This is a genomic window from Nocardiopsis sp. CA-288880 (assembly GCF_050955985.1).
GTDB lineage: Bacteria > Actinomycetota > Actinomycetes > Streptosporangiales > Streptosporangiaceae > Nocardiopsis > Nocardiopsis tropica.
In genome coordinates, this window is record NZ_CP192105.1 from 4,339,875 (window position 1) to 4,356,450 (window position 16,576).

The window sequence follows — 16,576 nt, forward strand, 5'->3', positions numbered from 1 at the left end:
AAGAATGGCTTTTAATGGCATCGCCATTGGCGACCCCGGTGACTTTGATCTCGAATTGCGGGCGGTCTTCATATTGGCACTCGAACCCGCGGACTGTAAAGTTATGAATGGAAACCGGTTGAACCCTCCATTTCTCCGAGTTTTCCCGTGGTATCCGCAATCCGAGCAGAAGGGCTGGTGTCCCCGTGTCCGACGCCGACCGAGTGAACCCTCCGGCTTTCCCCATGCCGCGCGAGTGCCCGTTCTCGGCCCCGCGCGCCTACGCCGACCTGCGCCGGCGGGGGCCCGTGGCCCGGGTGGCCCTGCCGACCGGCCGCACGGCCTGGGTGGTCACCGGCTACGAGGAGGTCCGCGCGGTGCTCGCCGACACCCGCGTGAGCGCGGACATCCGCCGGCCGGGGTTTCCGGCGCTGGTGGAAGGAGAACAGGAGGCCGGCACGAAGACGACGCCGTTCATCCGCATGGACCCGCCCGAGCACTCCAGGTTCCGGAGGATGCTGCTCGCCGAGATGACGGTGCGCAAGGCCCGCCGGATGCGCCGCGACATCCAGCGGATCGTCGACGACCGGATCGACGAATTGCTGAACTACGGCCCGCCCGCCGACCTGGTGACCCATTTCGCCCACGTGGTCTCCAGCACCGTCATGTGCGAGCTGGTCGGCCTGCGCCGAGGCGACAAGCTGTTCCGCCGCGTCACGGAGACCCTGGGCTCGCAGGTCTTCGGCGGTGGCGGCAGCACCGCCGAGGGGGCCAGCGAGGGCATCGGCGCCCTGGGCGCGGTGGTGGAGGACGCCGTGCGCGCGAAGGAGGAGGACCCCGGCGAGGACCTGCTGAGCCGGCTGGTCCACGAGCGGTTGCGGTCGGGCGAGCTGACCCGGCAGGAACTGGTGACCACGATCAGCATCCTGATCGTCGCGGGGTGGGAGACCACCACCAACCAGATCGCCCTGAGCGTGCTCGCCCTGCTGCAGCGGCCGGACCTGCTCGAACGGCTGCGGCGCGACCCCGCGGTACTCCCGCAGGCGGTCGAGGAGCTCCTGCGGACCCTGTCCGTGGGCGACTCCATCGCCCTGCGCACCGCCACCGAGGACATCGAGGTCGGCGGGACCGTGATCCCCGCCGGCGACGGGATCATCCCGCTGCTGGCGGCCGCCGACCACGACCCCGCCGTGTTCCCCGACCCGGAGCGGATCGACTTCGACCGCACCGGCAGGACCCACGTGGCGTTCAGCTACGGGATCCACCAGTGCGTCGGCCAGAACGTCGCCCGCCTCGAACTCGGCGTCGCCATCGGCACCCTGGTCGACCGGATGCCGGGCCTGCGGGCGGCGGAGCCGTTCGAGTCGGTCCGCTTCCGTCACGACGGCATCGCCTTCGGGCCCGAGCGGGTACTCGTCACGTGGTGACCGCCCCGTCCCCCGGCGCCGTGAGCGTGCCCAGGTAGGGCACGCCCGCGGCGTGGGGCGCGGGCGGCGGCGCGAGGCGCAGGCCGCTCTCCCGGGCGAGCTGTTCGAGCTCCAGCGTGTACCAGCGGTACTGCTCGCGGACCGTGCGGACGGGCTCGCCCCCGCGGAGGACGCGCCACTCGGTGTCGAGCCGCATCCGGTCCGGCCCGTCCGGTCGGCCGGACATCCACCACTCGTACCGCTGTTCGCCGAGTTCGGCGTGGCGCAGCAGGGTGGGGGCCATCCTCATGGGCTCGCGCATCCCCGTCAGCTCGACGACGATCGGGGCGCCGGGCGCCAGGCGCTCCGCCAGTCCCCGCAGGAGGTCCCTGCGCAGGTCCGGGTCGAGGTGGCCCAGCACCCCGCAGACGACGACCCCGCACAGCCGGTCGGGCAGCACCCCCGGCTCCAGCAGGCGCTCCGCGGCGTGCGGGAGGACGGTCACCCGCTTCGCGAGCCCGGGGTCGTCGCCGACCCTGCCCGTGAGCAGGGCGCGCATCCCCGCCGCGGGTTCGGTGGCGATCACCCGGCAGTCGGGGTAGGCCGCCGCGACCTGCCGGGTGACCAGTCCGCTGCCCGCCCCGACGTCCACCAGCGGGCCGTTCCGGGGGTCGATCCCGCTCAGGCACGCCACGACCGCGGGGCCCGTGCGCGCGGTGTGCTCGCGGGCGCCGAGGTCGAAGAACTCCGCCGCCTCGTTGTAGTCCGACAGGTCCGCCGCGTGCGGGCGGGCCGGCTCACCGGGAGGGGCCGGGGCCGGCCGCGCGGTCGCCCCCGGTTCGGACGCGGCGGGCTCCGCCCGGGGGTCGGCGCCCGGTGCCGCGAGCACATCCGGCGCCAGGGGCTCGGGGGCGGGGGGACGGATCAGCTCCGGCGGCCCCAGGCGTTCCATCAGCTCCCGCCAGAGGGCGAAGACCGCCAGGTCCTGCTGGGCCGACCGGAGCGGGTCCCCGCCCTCGGCGACGGCCGCGGCGAACCCGTCGAGGGCCTCGCCGATCGCCGCGGGCCACAGCTCGGAGAAGATCTCGGAGATCCGGGGCGGCGGTCCCGCCTGGCCCAGGACCGCCGACGCGGGCAGCCGCAGCGACTCGGCCCCGGTTCCGGGCGTGAACACCAGCCGGTGCCCGGGGTCGCGGGGGGAGTGGATCCGCGGGTGCCACAGCACTGGCCCGTGGGTGTCGGCCAGGGTCAGGACCCCCCCTTCGGTCCCCACCGCCACGCGGTGCCAGAAGAGGGAGTGGTTGTCCCGGTCCCCGGGGTGGATCTGGTTGTGCACCCGCAGTGTCAGCGGGGCCCCGGCGATGGCCCCGTGCAGCAGGCTCAGCGGCGCCTCCCCCTTCGCCGCCGCCACGACGTCCTCGGACGGTGGAACGGGATCGCCCAGCCTCCAGGGGCGGGTGCCGCCCAGGGCGCGCGCCAGGATGTCGATCAGGGGGGCCAGGACGTGGACCGGGGCCGCCGCGTCGACGAACAGGACACGCTGCAGCCGGCGCAGTCGGCGCGCCGCCTCGATGAACTCGCGCACCGGGGCCACGTGGGGGTAGTGGGTGTTGACCTGGAACTGCCGGCCGGCCTTCCTCGCCGCGCGGAGGGACTCCGACAGCTCGTCGGGGTGCAGCGGGTGTTCCTGGAGCACGTGCACGCCCTTGGCGAGCAGGGTGCGCGCGAGTTCGGAACCCTGGCCGCCCATGACCGCCGCGGGCACCGCCACGACGGCCGCGTCGATGTCGGCGGGGAGCTCGTCCGGGGAGGTGTGGCAGGGCACGCCGTGCCGTTCGGCCAGTTCCCGGGAGTGGCTGCTGCCGGTGGAGAGGAGCCCCGCGAGGGTGAACCCGGGGTGGCGCCGGACGGCGTCGATGTAGAGGCGGCCGAAGTTGGTGCCGCAGACGACGGTCCGCAGCGGTGCCGGCGCGTTCACAGCTCACCGTCCTCGACGGCCTCGGCCGCGTCGCCGGGGACCGGCGGTGCGGCGGCGTGGTGGTGGACCGCGAACTCCGCGTCCCCGTTGGCCCTCAGCGCCTCCACCGTGGCCCGCGGGTCCATCGCCTGGGCCGCGTAGTGCAGCCCCTTGCCGATGCGGCCGGCCAGGACGTCCAGGGCCGCGAGCGCCGCGACGGCGCCGGTGAGCCGGTAGCTGCTGTCGCAGTGGACCACGCAGGTGCGCGCCCAGTCCCGGCCCGAGAGGCTGAACACCAGCCGGTAGTAGGGCACGCCGCCCGCGGCGTCGACCTCGGCGGCGCGGCGGATGCGCCCGGTCACCGCGTCGCGCTGCTCGGCGGTGTCCATCGGCAGGGTCGGCAGCGCGGTGAGCAGCTCGCGCACCTGTGTTCCGGGGAGGACGTTGTACCAGTCGGCCTCGGCCAGGTCCATGCGCGCGGCCAGGCGCTCCACCTCGGTGGTCAGGAGCGGTTGCAGGGCGACCGGGTGGGGGAAGTAGGGGGCCTGGGCGCTGTCGGCCACCCGCAGGACCCCCGGGGCGCGGCGGCCGTGCCGCCAGGCCGCGAGGGGGTGGCCGAAGCGCTCGCCGCCCGCTCCCCCGGTGTCCAGGGAGAGCACGATGTCGGCCGCCACGCTCTCGGTCGCGTGCTCCAGCCCGCCCGCGTAGCCGGTCATCCTGAGCGCCGGCCCGTTCGCGGGGCCGGCCCCGGCGAGCCAGAGGGGGACCAGGCCCGCCAGGCCGGGGACGGTCCCGGCCGACAGGACGACGCAGCGGTCCGGCCCGACCGCGCCCGACTCCGTCAGGGACTCGTGGACGGGGTCGTCGCCCATGACGTCGACGACGTCGGCGCCGGCGGCCAGTCCGGCCAGCGCGACGGTGTCCTTGAGGAGGTAGCTGGGACCGGCGCAGTTGACCAGCAGGGTGCAGCCGTCGCTGAACCGGGCGAGCGAGGCGGGGTCGGAGGCGTCGACCCCGACGGTCTCGCTGCCCTCGGGCCAGGGGCCCGGTGGGACGGCGGAGGGCCGCCGGGCCCCCAGGCGCAGCGGGCCCGCTCCGGCCGCGGCCAGGGCCGCGGCGGTGTGGCGCCCGACCGCGCCGGAGGCGCCGATGATGCCGATCAAGACGTCTTCCCTTCGATGATCTCGTGCAGGTGGTCGTCGACCGTGGGGACGTTCTCACCCGTCATGCAGGTGAAGTGCTCTCCCGGGATGTCGCGGGTGCGCAGTTCGCCGAGGCAGATCCTCGCCCAGTGGTCGGCGATGGTGTCGGCGCTGCCGGGGAAGGGGTAGGCGCCGTTGTGCCGCAGGAAGGTGATGTCGCCCGCGTAGGGTTCGGCCCGGTGCCGGCTCAGCGCGAAGGTGCTCTGCTGGTAGGTGCGCAGGGCCCGCAGCAGGCCCTCGGGCTGGTAGGTGTCGGCGAGCTCGGGCGGCAGCGCCTCGCACATGCGGGTCACCCGGGCCATGCGCGGCACCGCCTCCAGGGCCTCGAAGGCGGCCGCGACGTCGGCGAACTCCCCGTCCAGGTCGGCGATCGCGCCGTCCAGGACGGCCTCGGGAGAGCGGTCGAGCACGGCGGAGACCGCCTCGCCCACGCGCTCGGAGTCGGCGGGGAACCCGATGTGGGCCGGGTCCATGCCCATCATGAGCGAGAAGGAGTACTCCGAGAGCAGCTCGTCGTCGATGCGGAAGGTCGGGCTGTGGCTGCTGATGACCGTGAGGCTGCGGACGGTGGCGCCGGCTTCGGCGATCCCCCGGGCCACCTCGGTGGCGATGACCCCGCCCACGCAGTAGCCGACGACGTCGACCCGCGTGTGCCCGGCGTCGAGCAGGGCGCGCACGTATTCGGCCGCCGTGCGGTCGATGAGCCCGTTCGGGTCGGCGTTGCGGAAGTTCTCGGGCGCGGGCAGCTCCAGGCCCACCAGCCCGTGTCCTCCGTCGGAACGGGCGCGGAGCCGGGTGACCAGGGGCCGGTACGGCAGCAGGGTCCCCGTTCCGGCGTGCACGAGCACGGTCACCGGGGCGCCGGGCTCGGGCCGGATCAGCTCCACCAGCGGCGAGTTCTCGGCGCCGGCCTCCGCCTCGGGGGCGGAGAGCTCCCGCAGGTAGGCGGCGAGGCCGGCGATGGTCGGCCGGCGCAGCAGGTGGCGCAGGACGACCTCCCACTCGAGGTCCCATTCGTGGCCGGCCAGCCCGTCGCGCAGCCGTCCGACGATCCGGGCCACCAGCAGCGAGTCGCCGCCCAGCGCGAAGAGGTCGTCGTCGCGTCCGATGCGCTCCGTCTCGAGCAGCTCGGCCCACAGGGCCGCCAGTGCGCGCTCGAGGTCGTCGCGGGGGTCCTGGTCGCCGGCCTCCTCGGCGGGGCCGGCGCCCAGTTCGAGCGACCGCTTCTCCAGCGCGCCGCGGTCCAGCTTGCCGTTCTCCGTCCTCGGCAGGGCGTCGACGACCTCCCACTGGGAGGGCACCGAGTACTCGGGGAGCAGTTCGTGGCCGCGGCGCGTCAGCGACGCCACCTCGACCGGCTCCTGCAGGGGCTTGGCCCGGAGCAGGTAGAGGTGCTGGCCGAAGGCCCGGGCCGTTCCGGTGTCCTCGGGGAACGCGGCGGCGACCTGGTGGCCGCGGCCGCGGAACAGCTCCTGCCACTGCTCGTGGCGCAGGAACGTCTGCTCCTGCTCCCGGCGGACGTCGGTGAACGGTCCCGCGTGCTCGGCCGTGAACTCCGCGGAGATCCGGAGCGCGTGGTCGTCGTCGTCGGTGTTGGCCAGCAGGAGCATCCACCCGCCCGGCGCCACCAGGGTGGAGAGGCGCTCCAGGGCCTCTTCCACGTCGGGGAGGTTGTCCAGGACGCCGACGCAGACCAGCAGGTCCACGGAGTTGCGGGCCAGCCCCTGCCCGGCGGGGTCCTGCGCGGGGTCGAAGGCCGCGCAGCGCACGCGCGGGTCGTCGGCGAAGTCCTGCTCGAACACGGACCGGTTCTGCGCCGACGCGTCGGTCCCCAGGTAGTCGACCCGGTGGTCGGCCAGGGCGGGCAGCAGGTCGCCGGCCACGCCGCCGCCGCGCAGCCCGACCTCCATGATCCGCAGCGGTTCTGCGGTGTCGCGGGTGCGTGCGATCTCGGCGGCCGCGGCCGCCAGGACCGAGCGCAGCGCGGAGGATCCGGCGTTCGCGGCGTAGGCGGCGGTCAGCGCCCGCGGGTCGGCGCCGGAGAACGGACGGGCCGCCTCCTCCCGCCCGGCGACCAGGTCGGCCAGGTGCTCGGCTCCGGCACGCACCGTGGCGAACAGTTCGGGGCTCCACCGCGCCTGCTTCTCGAGGCGGGCGGCCTCGTCCCAGGCGCGGGCGGTGGCCTGCGGGCCGGGGGCGCGCAGGCCGGCGAGCTTCCCGCCGGGGGTGCGCTCCAGGAGGCCGTCCGTGACGAGCCCCTGGATCCAGCGCCGCACCAGGCGGTGGTGTGCGGGGGCCGCTCCGAGCGCGTCGCACACCTGTTCCGGTGAGAGCTCACCGCCCCCGGCGAAGGCCGGGGCGAGCGTGTCGGCGATGGAGGCCGCGGCCGCCTCGCCGAGCGCGGCGCGGAACGCGGCGAGTCCGTCGAGGTCCACCCGCTGCCCGGCCTGCCGGGCGGCGTCGCGGACGGCGGGGAGCAGCGTCTCCGGGAGCGGGAGGGGGGTGTCGCGGTGGGCGGGTTCGACGAAGGCCGTCAGGCTCTGGCCCGCGCCCGTGGGCCCGGATCCGCGCCCACCGGTGAGCACGACCGCCGCCGCGCCCACCTCCGGCAGCGACTCCACCGCCGCCTGGACCTCGCCGAGCTCGATCCGGTAGCCGCGGATCTTGACCTGCTGGTCCTCGCGCCCGAGGAACTCGATCACCCCGTCGGGCCAGTAGCGGCCCATGTCGCCGGTGCGGTAGAGGCGCTCACCGGTCTCCGGGTGCCGGATGAACCGGGCCGCCGTCCGCTCCTCGTCGCCGAAGTAGCCCTGGGCCAGCCCGATGCCCCCGATGTACAGCTCGCCCACGACCAGGTCGGGACAGGGCCGCAGCGCCGTGTCGAGGACGTGGAACGTCTGGTTGTCCATCGGCCTGCCGTAGGGGATGCTGCGCCAGGCGGGGTCGACCCGGTCGATCGGGTGGTGGATGGACCAGATCGACGCCTCGGTGGCACCGCCCAGGCTGTGCACCGCCATGTTCGGGGCCCAGGTCCGCACGGCCTCGGGCAGCGCGGTGGGGATCCAGTCGCCCGACAGCAGCGCGACGCGCAGGGAGGGCAGGGGCGGGTCGTCGGCGCGCAGGTAGTCGTGCACCATCTGCAGCTGTCCGGGGACCGAGTTCCAGAAGGTGACCTGCGCGGACCGGACGGTCTCGATCCACTCGGAGGGGTCTCCGCGGCGCGCGGGGTCGGGCAGCACCACGGCGGCCCCCACCGCCAGCGGGCCGAAGACGTCGTAGACGGAGAGGTCGAAACCGAGCTGGGCCAGTGCGAGGACGCGGTCGTCGGCGGTCACCCCGAACCTGCGGTTGACGTCGGTGACCGTGTTCAGCGCCGCGGCGTGGCTGATCATGACGCCCTTGGGGGCGCCGGTCGACCCCGAGGTGTAGATGACGTAGGCCAGGTCGTCGGGGCCGGTGTCGGACCGCGGCGGCGGGCCGGAGGCGAGGGGGAGGCTGTCGACGGCGACGGTGGTGCACCCCGGGGGCCACTCCCCCTCCTCCACCAGCCAGGACTGGGTCAGCACGACCGAGGCCCCGGCGTCGGTGAGGATCGCCGTGCGCCGGCGCGCCGGCTGCGTGGTGTCCAGGGGGAGGTAGGCGGCGCCCGCCATCAGGGCGCCCAGGACGCCGGCGACCTGCTCCCACCCCTTCTCCATCGTGACGGCGACCAGGTCGCCCGCGCCGACGCCGGCGGCGCCCAGCGCCCGTGCGACCGCCGTCGCGCGCCCGACCAGCTCGCCGTAGGTCAGCGAGCGGTCCCGGTCGATCACGGCGACGCGCCCGGGGTCGCGCTCGGCTGCGGCCAGCACCCCCTCGTGCAGCAGGGCGCGCGGCACCGGGGCGGCGGTGTCGTTGACCCGCTCGCGGACGGCGCGGGTGCCCTCCGGCAGTTCGATGCGGGCCGCCTCGTTCCAGGCGTCCGGGTCCTCGGCGAGACGGGTCATGAGGTCGGTGAAGGCGGCGAAGAGGTCGGCGGCGGTGTCACCGCCCAGGACCCCTTCGCGCACGTCCCAGCTCAGGGCCAGTTCGTCGGCGCGCTCCATCACCTGGCAGTCCAGCCAGACCTGCGGGGTCTGGGTCTGGGCGTGGCGGATGGCCGCGGCGGGCCGGCGGGCCGCCGCCGAGCCGAGCGTGCTGGTGAACACGACCGGCATGAGCACGGTGTCGCTGTCGCTGCGCCGGGTGAGGTCGGCCAGGACCTGGCTCCCGGTGTACAGGGAGTGCGCCAGGTCCTCCAGCAGGGTGTCGCGCAGGGTGGCCGCGCGTTCGGCGAACGTCTGCGCGGGCCGCAGGTCGACGGCGAGGAGTTCGACCGCGGTGAAGTCCCCCACGAGGCGGTCGACGTCGGCGTGCAGGGGCAGGCGGGTGAAGGTGGGGACGTTGAGCGTGAACTGCGGGCTGCGGCTCCAGCGGCCCAGCACCTCGGCGTAGGCGGCCATCGCGGCGGCCGAGGCGGTGACCCCGGCGCGGGCGGCGTTGGCCTCGAAGGACGCGCGCTGCCCGGCGCCCAGGATCTCCTCGAAGCGCCGGAAGGCGCCGACCCGGCCGCCGTCGGCGGGCAGCGGCAGGTCGGGGGCGGGGGGCAGGGTGGGCAGCCGCCGGGTCCAGTAGTCGCGGGCGCGGTCGTACTCGCCGGTGAGCGTCTGGTTGCGGCGCGCCAGGACGTAGTCGCGGAAACCGATCTCCGGGGTCCCGGTCTCCCGGCCGTGGTAGGTGTCCTCCAGTTCGGACAGGACCAGCAGCAGGCTGGCGTAGTCGACGATGAGCTGGTCGATCGACAGGTGCAGGACGAGTTCGTCGGCGCAGCGCGTCATCCGCAGCTCGAACAGCGGCGGCACGTCGGTGGGCGGAACCCTGGAGGCGAGTTCCCGGCGCACCAGGTCCACGCGCTCCTCGACCTCGGCGGGGGTGGCGCCGCGCAGGTCGGCGGTCGGCACCGGCTTCTCCGGGATCTCGGGCAGGACCTCCTGGAAGCCGTCGGGGTGGACCACCGCGCGCAGCATGCCGTGGCGGCGCACCACGGACCACCAGCTCTCCTGGAGCCGCTCCGGGTCGGTGTCGGCCGGGAAGGAGAGTTCGACGTAGACGTGGCAGGCCACCCCGCCGTACCCGTAGGCGCTGCCGCGGCCGACCAGGTAGGCCGCCTGGATGTCGGTCAGCGGGAAGGGGGTTCCGGCCGACTCGGGGTCGGGGGTGATCCGGGTGGCGAGGCGGCGGGCGGTCAGGTGGGCGAGGACCTCGGCGCGGTTCTCGCGCAGCAGCGCCTTGCGCTCCTCGGTCAGCACGCCCTTGGGGGCGCGGAACCGCAGGGCGCCGTCGTCCTCCCAGAGCCGGATGCCGTCCTTCTCCATCTCGGAGACGAGCTGATGGGCGTTCATAGGATTCCGCTTTCTTCTTCGTCGCGGGAGGCGAGCGCGTGGTCGACCTGTCGTGCCAGGTCGGCGAGGGTGGATGCGGTGAGGAAGGAACGGACCGAGATCTCGACGCCGAACGCCTCGCCCGTGGCTGTGACCAGGCGCAGGGCGCTCAGGCTGTCGCCGCCGGCGGCGAAGAAGTCGGCGTGGCGGTGCTCGGCCCCGGCGCCCAGGAGCTCGGTCCACAGGGCGGCGACGCGGATCTCGGTCTCGCCCGTGGGCGGTCCCGACGCGGCGCGCTCCCGGACGGCGGCCTCCTCGGCCAGCGCGCCGCGGTCCACGGCGCCCGCGGCGGTCAGGGGCAGGCGGGGCAGGCGGGTGATCCGGGCCGGGACCGCGAAGGGGGGCAGCAGGCCGGACAGGTGGCGGGAGAGGCCGTCGGGCTCCTCCCCGTCGGCGGTCACCGTGTAGGCGTGGAGGCGGCGTTCGCGCCCCTCTCCCACGGTGACCACCGCCGCGTGGACGACGCCCGGGTGCGACTCGACGGCGCCCTCGACCGCGCCGATGTCGACGCGGCGGCCGTTGAGCCAGACCTGCGGGTCGGGGCCGAGGAACTCGACGGCGCCGCCGGGCAGGTACCGGGCGCGGGTCCCGGTCGGGCGGAGCCGCCCGGCCGGGTCGGGCGCCCCGGTCGTGGCCGGGTCGGGCACGGGGTCTGGGCCTGCGATCCAGAGGTCGCCGATCACCTGGTCGGGGCATTCGCGGCCCGCGGAGTCCACCACGCGCAACCGGTGGCCCGCCAGGGGCCGTCCGGCGGGCGCCGAGCGGTCCGCGTCGGCGTCGATCTCGACGGCGCTCGCCCAGCCGGCGCTGCCGCGGCCGCCGTGCAGCGCGACGAGCCGGCCGCCGCCGGTGGCCCGGCGCAGGCGCCCGGCCAGTCCGGTGCCCACCCGGTCGCCCGAGACGAGCGCCAGGCGCAGGTCGCGCAGCGGCGCCCCCTCGCCGGCCGGGGCCGCCGCGATCAGCTCGTCGAGCAGCATCGGCGGGCCGTTCCACACCGTCGCGCCGTGCTCGGCGGCCAGCGCGGCCGCGGCGCGGGGGTCGGTCGCGACGTCGGTCTCGGGGCACACCAGTGCGCCGCCGGCGCCGAGCGGCCCGAACACGCTGAACGCGCCCACGGCCGCCGCCGGGGGGTCGCCCGCGAGCACCCGGTCCCGCGCGTCGATGCCGAACCTCTGGCGCACCGCGGCGATCGTCGCCACCGCCGAGCGGTGGTCGACGGACCCGACCGCGGCGTCCTCCCCGTCCAGGCCCGCCCGGACGGTGACGTAGGCCCTCGCCCCGGGGTCGGCGGCGATGGCGGTCCGCAGGGGTTCGGCGGCGGCGAGGTCGGCGAGTTCGGCCTGGTCGGGTCCGTCCGCGCGGCCGGGGCCGACGATCGAGACGCGGGCCCCGGCCGCCCGCCGGTCGTGTTCGCGTCGCGAGCGGGGCGCCCCCGGGTCGCCCAGCAGGTAGGCCGCGCCGATGGAGAGCACCCCCAGGATCGCGACGACCCGGTCGGCTCCGGGGGGCAGGGTGATCGCGACGACGTCGCCGGGGCCCGTGCCCCGCTCGGCCAGGCCGCCCGCGACCCGGGCGGCCCGCGCGGCGAGTCCACCGTAGGTGAGGGGTTCGCGTCCGGGGGCCCCGAGTACGGCGGGGCGGTCCGGCTCCTCCTCGGCCCGGCGCAGGACCTCGCCGTGGAGGGTGCCCTCCGCGGCGGCGGGGAGGGTTCCCTGGGCGGGACGGCGCGTGTCCGCCTGGGCGCGCGGGAGCACCGGCGGGGCGGCCGTGTCCCAGTCGTTCTCGGCCAGCCAGGCCAGCATCGTGTTGTAGGCGTCGAACATGGAGTCGAGCACGCCGGGGCGGAACAGTTCCTCGATGGCGTCCCAGGTGACCATGACGCCGCCCTGGGACTCGGTGACCTGGTTGTCCAGGAGCACCTGCGGGGTCTGGGAGATGCCCCACACCTTTTCGGGGAAACCGTCGGAGAGGTCCTTGACGGTGCGGTCGCCCACCCCGACGGAGCTGCTGAAGACCACGGGCATGGCCGCGTCGACCGCCCCGGTGCGCTTGGCGAGCTCCTGCAGCAGCCAGGTCACGGAGGCCTCGCGGTGGTCGAGGTCCTCGCTCATGACGCGCTGCAGGCGGTGCGCGGCGGCCGTCCACGGCTCCCCGGGGCGCGGCTCGTAGCCGAGCAGGGACACCGAGGTGAAGTCGCCCATGATCAGGTCGATGTGGGGGTGGACCGGCTGCCGGTTGAACAGGGTGAGGTTGACCGCCACCTCCGGGTGGTCGCTCCAGGCCGAAAGGACCTCCGCGTAGCAGGTCAGCAGGACGACCGACGGTGTCAGGCCGTGGGCGCGGGCCTTGTCGGCGATCGCCTCCCAGGTCTGCGCGCGGAGGGGGCGCCGGCGCCGGGTGAAACGGGGGTGCTCCACGGTGGAGGGGTCGGCGAGCAGCGGGAGCGCAGGTGCGGGCGGCAGTGTCCGGAGCCGGCGCGTCCAGTGCCGGCGCGCGTGCTCGACCGCGTCGGGGTCGGGTTCGGACTGCAGGACGTAGTCGCGGAAGGAGACGTCGATCGGCTCCAGCTCCGCCCCGGGGTCGCTGTAGAGCCGGTCGAGCTCTCCGTACAGGGCGATGATCGAGGCGGCGTCCAGGACGATGTAGTCGAGCCCGATCGCCAGGCGGGTGCGCGTGGCGCCGCCGTCGGGGTAGCGCACGGCCCGCAGCTCGAACAGGGGCCACCGGGTCAGATCGATGCTCAGGTGGGAGGCCTCCTCGCGCAGCGCGGCCAGGGCCTGCGCGGCCTCCTCCTCGGTGGCCGCCTCCGTGACGGCCACCGTGACCGGCGGCGTCTGCGGCAGGATGCGCTGCCGTCCGTCCTCGTCGAAGACGGCGCGCAGCATCTCGTGCCGGTCCACCAGGGCCGTCCAGGCGCGTGTGAACCGGTCGAGGTCGACGTCGGCGCCGTCGAACTCGCTGTAGTGGTAGGTGCCCACGCCGCCGAGGGAGAGCCTGCTGTCGCGTCCGATCCAGAACGCCCGCTGGACGTCGGTCATCGGGAAGGGCAGGTGGCGGTCGGCGGTGTCGCCCTCGCCCAGGACGGTGCCGGTCGGCGGTTCCTGCCGGGTGAGGGTGGCGGCGAAGTCGGCCAGCGCGGGAGAGGAGAACAGGACCGCGACCCGTGCGCCGCCCGCGCCGCGCTCGCGCAGGGCGCCGATCATCCGGGTGGCCAGGAGCGAGTCGCCGCCCAGGGCGAAGAACCCGTCGTCGCGCCGGATGCCCTTGACGTCCAGGAGCTCGCCCCAGACCTCGGCCACCACGGTCTCGGCCCACCCGCGCGGGGACCCGTCCCCGTCGCCGTCGTCCTCGGGGGCGCGGCCGGTCGCGGCCGTGGCCAGGGCCTCGGCGCGCCGGCGGTCGGGCTTGCCGTTGGCGGTCAGGGGGAGGGCGTCCACCAGCACGATCTGGGTGGGGACCATGTAGGAGGGGAGGTTGCGCTCCAGGGTGGCGCGGAGCTCCGCCTCGGCCGCCGGCCCCGCCACCGCGGCGGCCACCAGGGCAAGCCTGCGCGGTGTGCCGGTGACGAGCGCCACCGCGGCCGGGACGCCCGGACACGAGGCGGCGGCGGCTTCGACCTCGCCCAGCTCGATGCGGTGTCCGCGCAGTTTCACCTGGTGGTCGGCGCGGCCCAGGAACTCCAGGACGCCGTCGGAGCGGTAGCGTGCCCGGTCGCCGGTGCGGTACCACCTGCGGCCCTGGTCGGTGACGAACTTCTCGGCGGTGCGCCCGGGGTCGCCGCGGTAGGCGGTCGCCAGGCCCGCGCCGCTGACCCAGAGCTCGCCCGGGACCCAGTCGGGGCGGTCGCGGCCGTGGTGGTCCACGACCCGGGTGCGCATGTTGGGCAGCGGGAGGCCCCACGGGATCGACGTCCACGAGAGGTCGACCCGGTCGACCTCGAACACCGTGGAGTGCACGGCGGCCTCGGTCATCCCGCCCAGGGCGGTGAACCGCGCCTTCGGGGCCAGGGCGCGCAGGCGCCCGGGCTGGTCGAGGCCGACCCAGTCGCCGCCGAGCAGGACGAACCGCAGCCGGTCGCCGAAGCCGCCGGGGCGCGACTCGGCGGCGGTCAGCACCATGTCGAGCAGGGCGGGCACGCAGTTCAGGAGCGTGACGCCGTGCTCGCGCATCAGCGCGACCCAGTGGTGGGCGTCGCGGCGGGCCTCGTCCGGGACGAGGACCACCGACCCTCCCGCGGACAGGGGGGCGAAGAGGTCGTAGACGGACATGTCGAAGTCCAGGTCCGCGAGGGCCAGCCCGCGGTCCCGCGGTCCCACGTCGAAGCGGTCGTTCAGCGCGGTGATCGTGTTCACGGCCGCCCCGTGCGAGACCTCCACGCCCTTCGGGACCCCGGTGGATCCCGAGGTGAAGATGACGTAGGCGGTCGCGTCGAGGGGCTGTGCGAGGTCCGGCGGCGCGGGTGCGCACCCGTCCGCGTCCTCGACCAGCACGACCGGCGGTCCGGTGCGGCCCCGCTCCGGGCCGGTGGGCCGGTCGGCGTGCGCGGCGTCGGTGAGCAGGGCCGCTGCGTCGGCCGCGGCCAGGATGCGCGCCGTGCGCTCGGCGGGCTGTTCCACCCCGACGGGGACGTAGGCGGCGCCGGCGCCCAGGACCCCGAGCACCGCGGCGACCTGTGCCGCGCCCCGGGGCAGGCTGACCGCCACGGCGTCGCCCGGGGCCACCCCGGCCCCGGCCAGCAGCGCGCTGACACGGCCCGCGCGGTCGGCGAGCGCGCCGTAGGTCACCGGTTCGCCGGCGTCGGGGATCAGGGCGAGGGCCTCGGGGTGTTCGCGGGCGGCGCGGAAGAAGCCCTCGTGCAGCCGCTCGGTCACGGCGGGCGCGTCGGTGGCGTTGGCCGCCGCGCGCACACGCGCCTGGTCCTCGGGGAGCGGCAGGCGCACGGGCGCGGTCCAGGCCGAGGGGTCGTCGACGAGGGACTCGACGAGGTCGCGGTAGGCCGCGAACGCCGCCTCGGGAACGCCGGGCTCGAACGCGCGGTACCGCACGTCCCAGTTCAGGAGGAGTCCGCCGTCGAGTTCGGTCACCTGTGCGTCCAGCCAGACCTGGGGGCCCTGGGAGATGATCCACACGGGCTCGCCGAAGGCGTCCCTGACCTCGGAGTCGTAGACCTCGCCCAGGCCCAGGGCGCTGGTGTAGACGACGGGGGCCAGGGCCGGAACGCCGTCGGAGGCGCGGGAGAGGTCGCGGAGCACCTCGACGCCGGAGTAGGAGCCGTGGGCGGCCGCCGTGCGCAGGCGGGTCTGCACGTGGCGCGCGGACTCGGCGAAGGCGCGCTCCTCGGTGAGGTCGACGTCGAGCAGGATGGAGCTGCTGAAGTCCCCGACCAGCGATTCGGCCCCTTCCACGTCCAGGTCGCGGTGGAAGAGCGGGAGGTTCAGCAGGAATCTCGGGGAGTCGCTCCAGGCCCCGAGGGTCTCGGCGAAGGCGCCCGCCAACGCGGCGGCGGGGGTGACCCCGTGGCCGCGCGCGGCGGCCAGCAGCCGCTGCTTGCGCTCGGGGTCGAGCCAGTAGTGCAGCCGGGTGGTCGGGTGGAAGCGCGGCGCGGCCGAATCCGGGTCGAGGGGGTCCACGACGGTGGGCAGGGCCGGCGGGGCGCTCAGCGACTCCAGGCGCCCGCTCCACCAGGCGCGGTCCTCCTCGCGTTCCCGCTCCCGCGCGGTCCCGACGGCGTCCAGGTAGGCGCGGTAGTCCAGGGGGAGCTCGGGGAGGCCGGCTCCGGGGTCGGTGTAGAGCAGCTGGAGGTCGCGCAGCAGGACCCGCATGCTCGCGGCGTCGGCCGCCAGCATGTCGAGGTCGATGTGCAGCCGGGTTGCCCCGCCGGGCAGGAGCGTCAGCGCGAGGTCGAACACCTCGCCGCGCTCGACGTCCATCCGCCGGTGGGTGTAGTGCTCGCGCAGTTCGGCCAGCTGCCGCTCGACCTGCTCGGCCGTCTGCGCGCTCAGGTCCCGCACGGTCAGCGCGGGGCCGGGCGGGTGGTCCAGGACGCGCTGGCGGCCGTCGTCGAGCACGGTGACCCGCAGCATGCCGTGGCGGCGGCGCAGTGCCGTCACGGCGGTCTCCAGGCGCACCGGGTCGACGGCCGAGCCGTCGAGCTCGGCGTAGAAGTGCGCTCCGACCCCGCCGAGGGGCTGGCCCTCCTGGCGTCCGATCCAGTAGGCGTGCTGCATGGCGGCGAGCGGGAAGGGGGTGCCGGGGCCCTCCGCGTCGGAGCGGGGCCCCCGGGCGGGGTCGGCCGGCGTCAGGAGCCGCTGCCAACCGCGCAGGGTCGCCGCTTCCGCGAGTTCGTCGAAGCCGGCCCCGAGGCCGGAGCGCCGCCACCTGGTGGCCAGGCGCATCAGGGCGATGGAGTCCAGACCGAGCTCGAACAGGTCGTCATCGGGGCCGATCTCCTCCGGGGGGATGCTCAACAGCGCGGCGACGGCGTCGCGCAGCTCCCCCTCCGTCGTGGGCACCGTTGGCGGACCGGCTGGCAGCGACACGCGTGATCGTCTCCTTGGCTGGCGGGGGCTCGGG

The 16,576-nt window shown here is 75.4% G+C and carries 5 protein-coding genes; 1 reads left to right on the plus strand and 4 read right to left on the minus strand.

Annotation, left to right across the window (positions count from 1 at the left end):
• The first annotated feature begins 224 nt into the window (after positions 1-224).
• Positions 225-1,406, plus strand: a complete 1,182-nt coding sequence (locus ACQPYD_RS19180; protein ID WP_267944950.1) for a cytochrome P450 — start codon at positions 225-227, stop codon at positions 1,404-1,406.
• On the opposite strand, the gene ACQPYD_RS19185 is transcribed toward ACQPYD_RS19180, so the two are convergent.
• Genes ACQPYD_RS19185 through ACQPYD_RS19200 form a run of 4 tightly spaced genes read right to left on the minus strand, consistent with a single transcriptional unit; the run spans position 1,396 to position 16,542 of the window.
• Positions 1,396-3,363 (minus strand): Gfo/Idh/MocA family oxidoreductase, encoded by a 1,968-nt coding sequence (locus ACQPYD_RS19185; RefSeq protein WP_433696961.1) that lies wholly within the window; start codon positions 3,361-3,363, stop codon positions 1,396-1,398. The two genes, ACQPYD_RS19180 and ACQPYD_RS19185, sit on opposite strands and share 11 nt — an antisense overlap.
• Positions 3,360-4,505, minus strand: coding sequence for an NAD(P)H-binding protein (locus ACQPYD_RS19190; RefSeq protein ID WP_433696962.1), 1,146 nt, complete (start codon positions 4,503-4,505; stop codon positions 3,360-3,362). Before ACQPYD_RS19190 ends, ACQPYD_RS19185 begins: the two co-directional genes overlap by 4 nt.
• On the minus strand, positions 4,502-9,964 hold the full coding sequence (locus tag ACQPYD_RS19195) for an amino acid adenylation domain-containing protein (RefSeq protein ID WP_433696963.1): 5,463 nt from the start codon (positions 9,962-9,964) through the stop codon (positions 4,502-4,504). The genes ACQPYD_RS19190 and ACQPYD_RS19195 overlap by 4 nt, the downstream gene beginning before the upstream one ends.
• A complete protein-coding gene (locus ACQPYD_RS19200) occupies positions 9,961-16,542 on the minus strand; it encodes an amino acid adenylation domain-containing protein (RefSeq protein WP_433696964.1) in 6,582 nt (2,193 codons plus the stop codon). The genes ACQPYD_RS19195 and ACQPYD_RS19200 overlap by 4 nt, the downstream gene beginning before the upstream one ends.
• Positions 16,543-16,576: the final 34 nt, after the last annotated feature.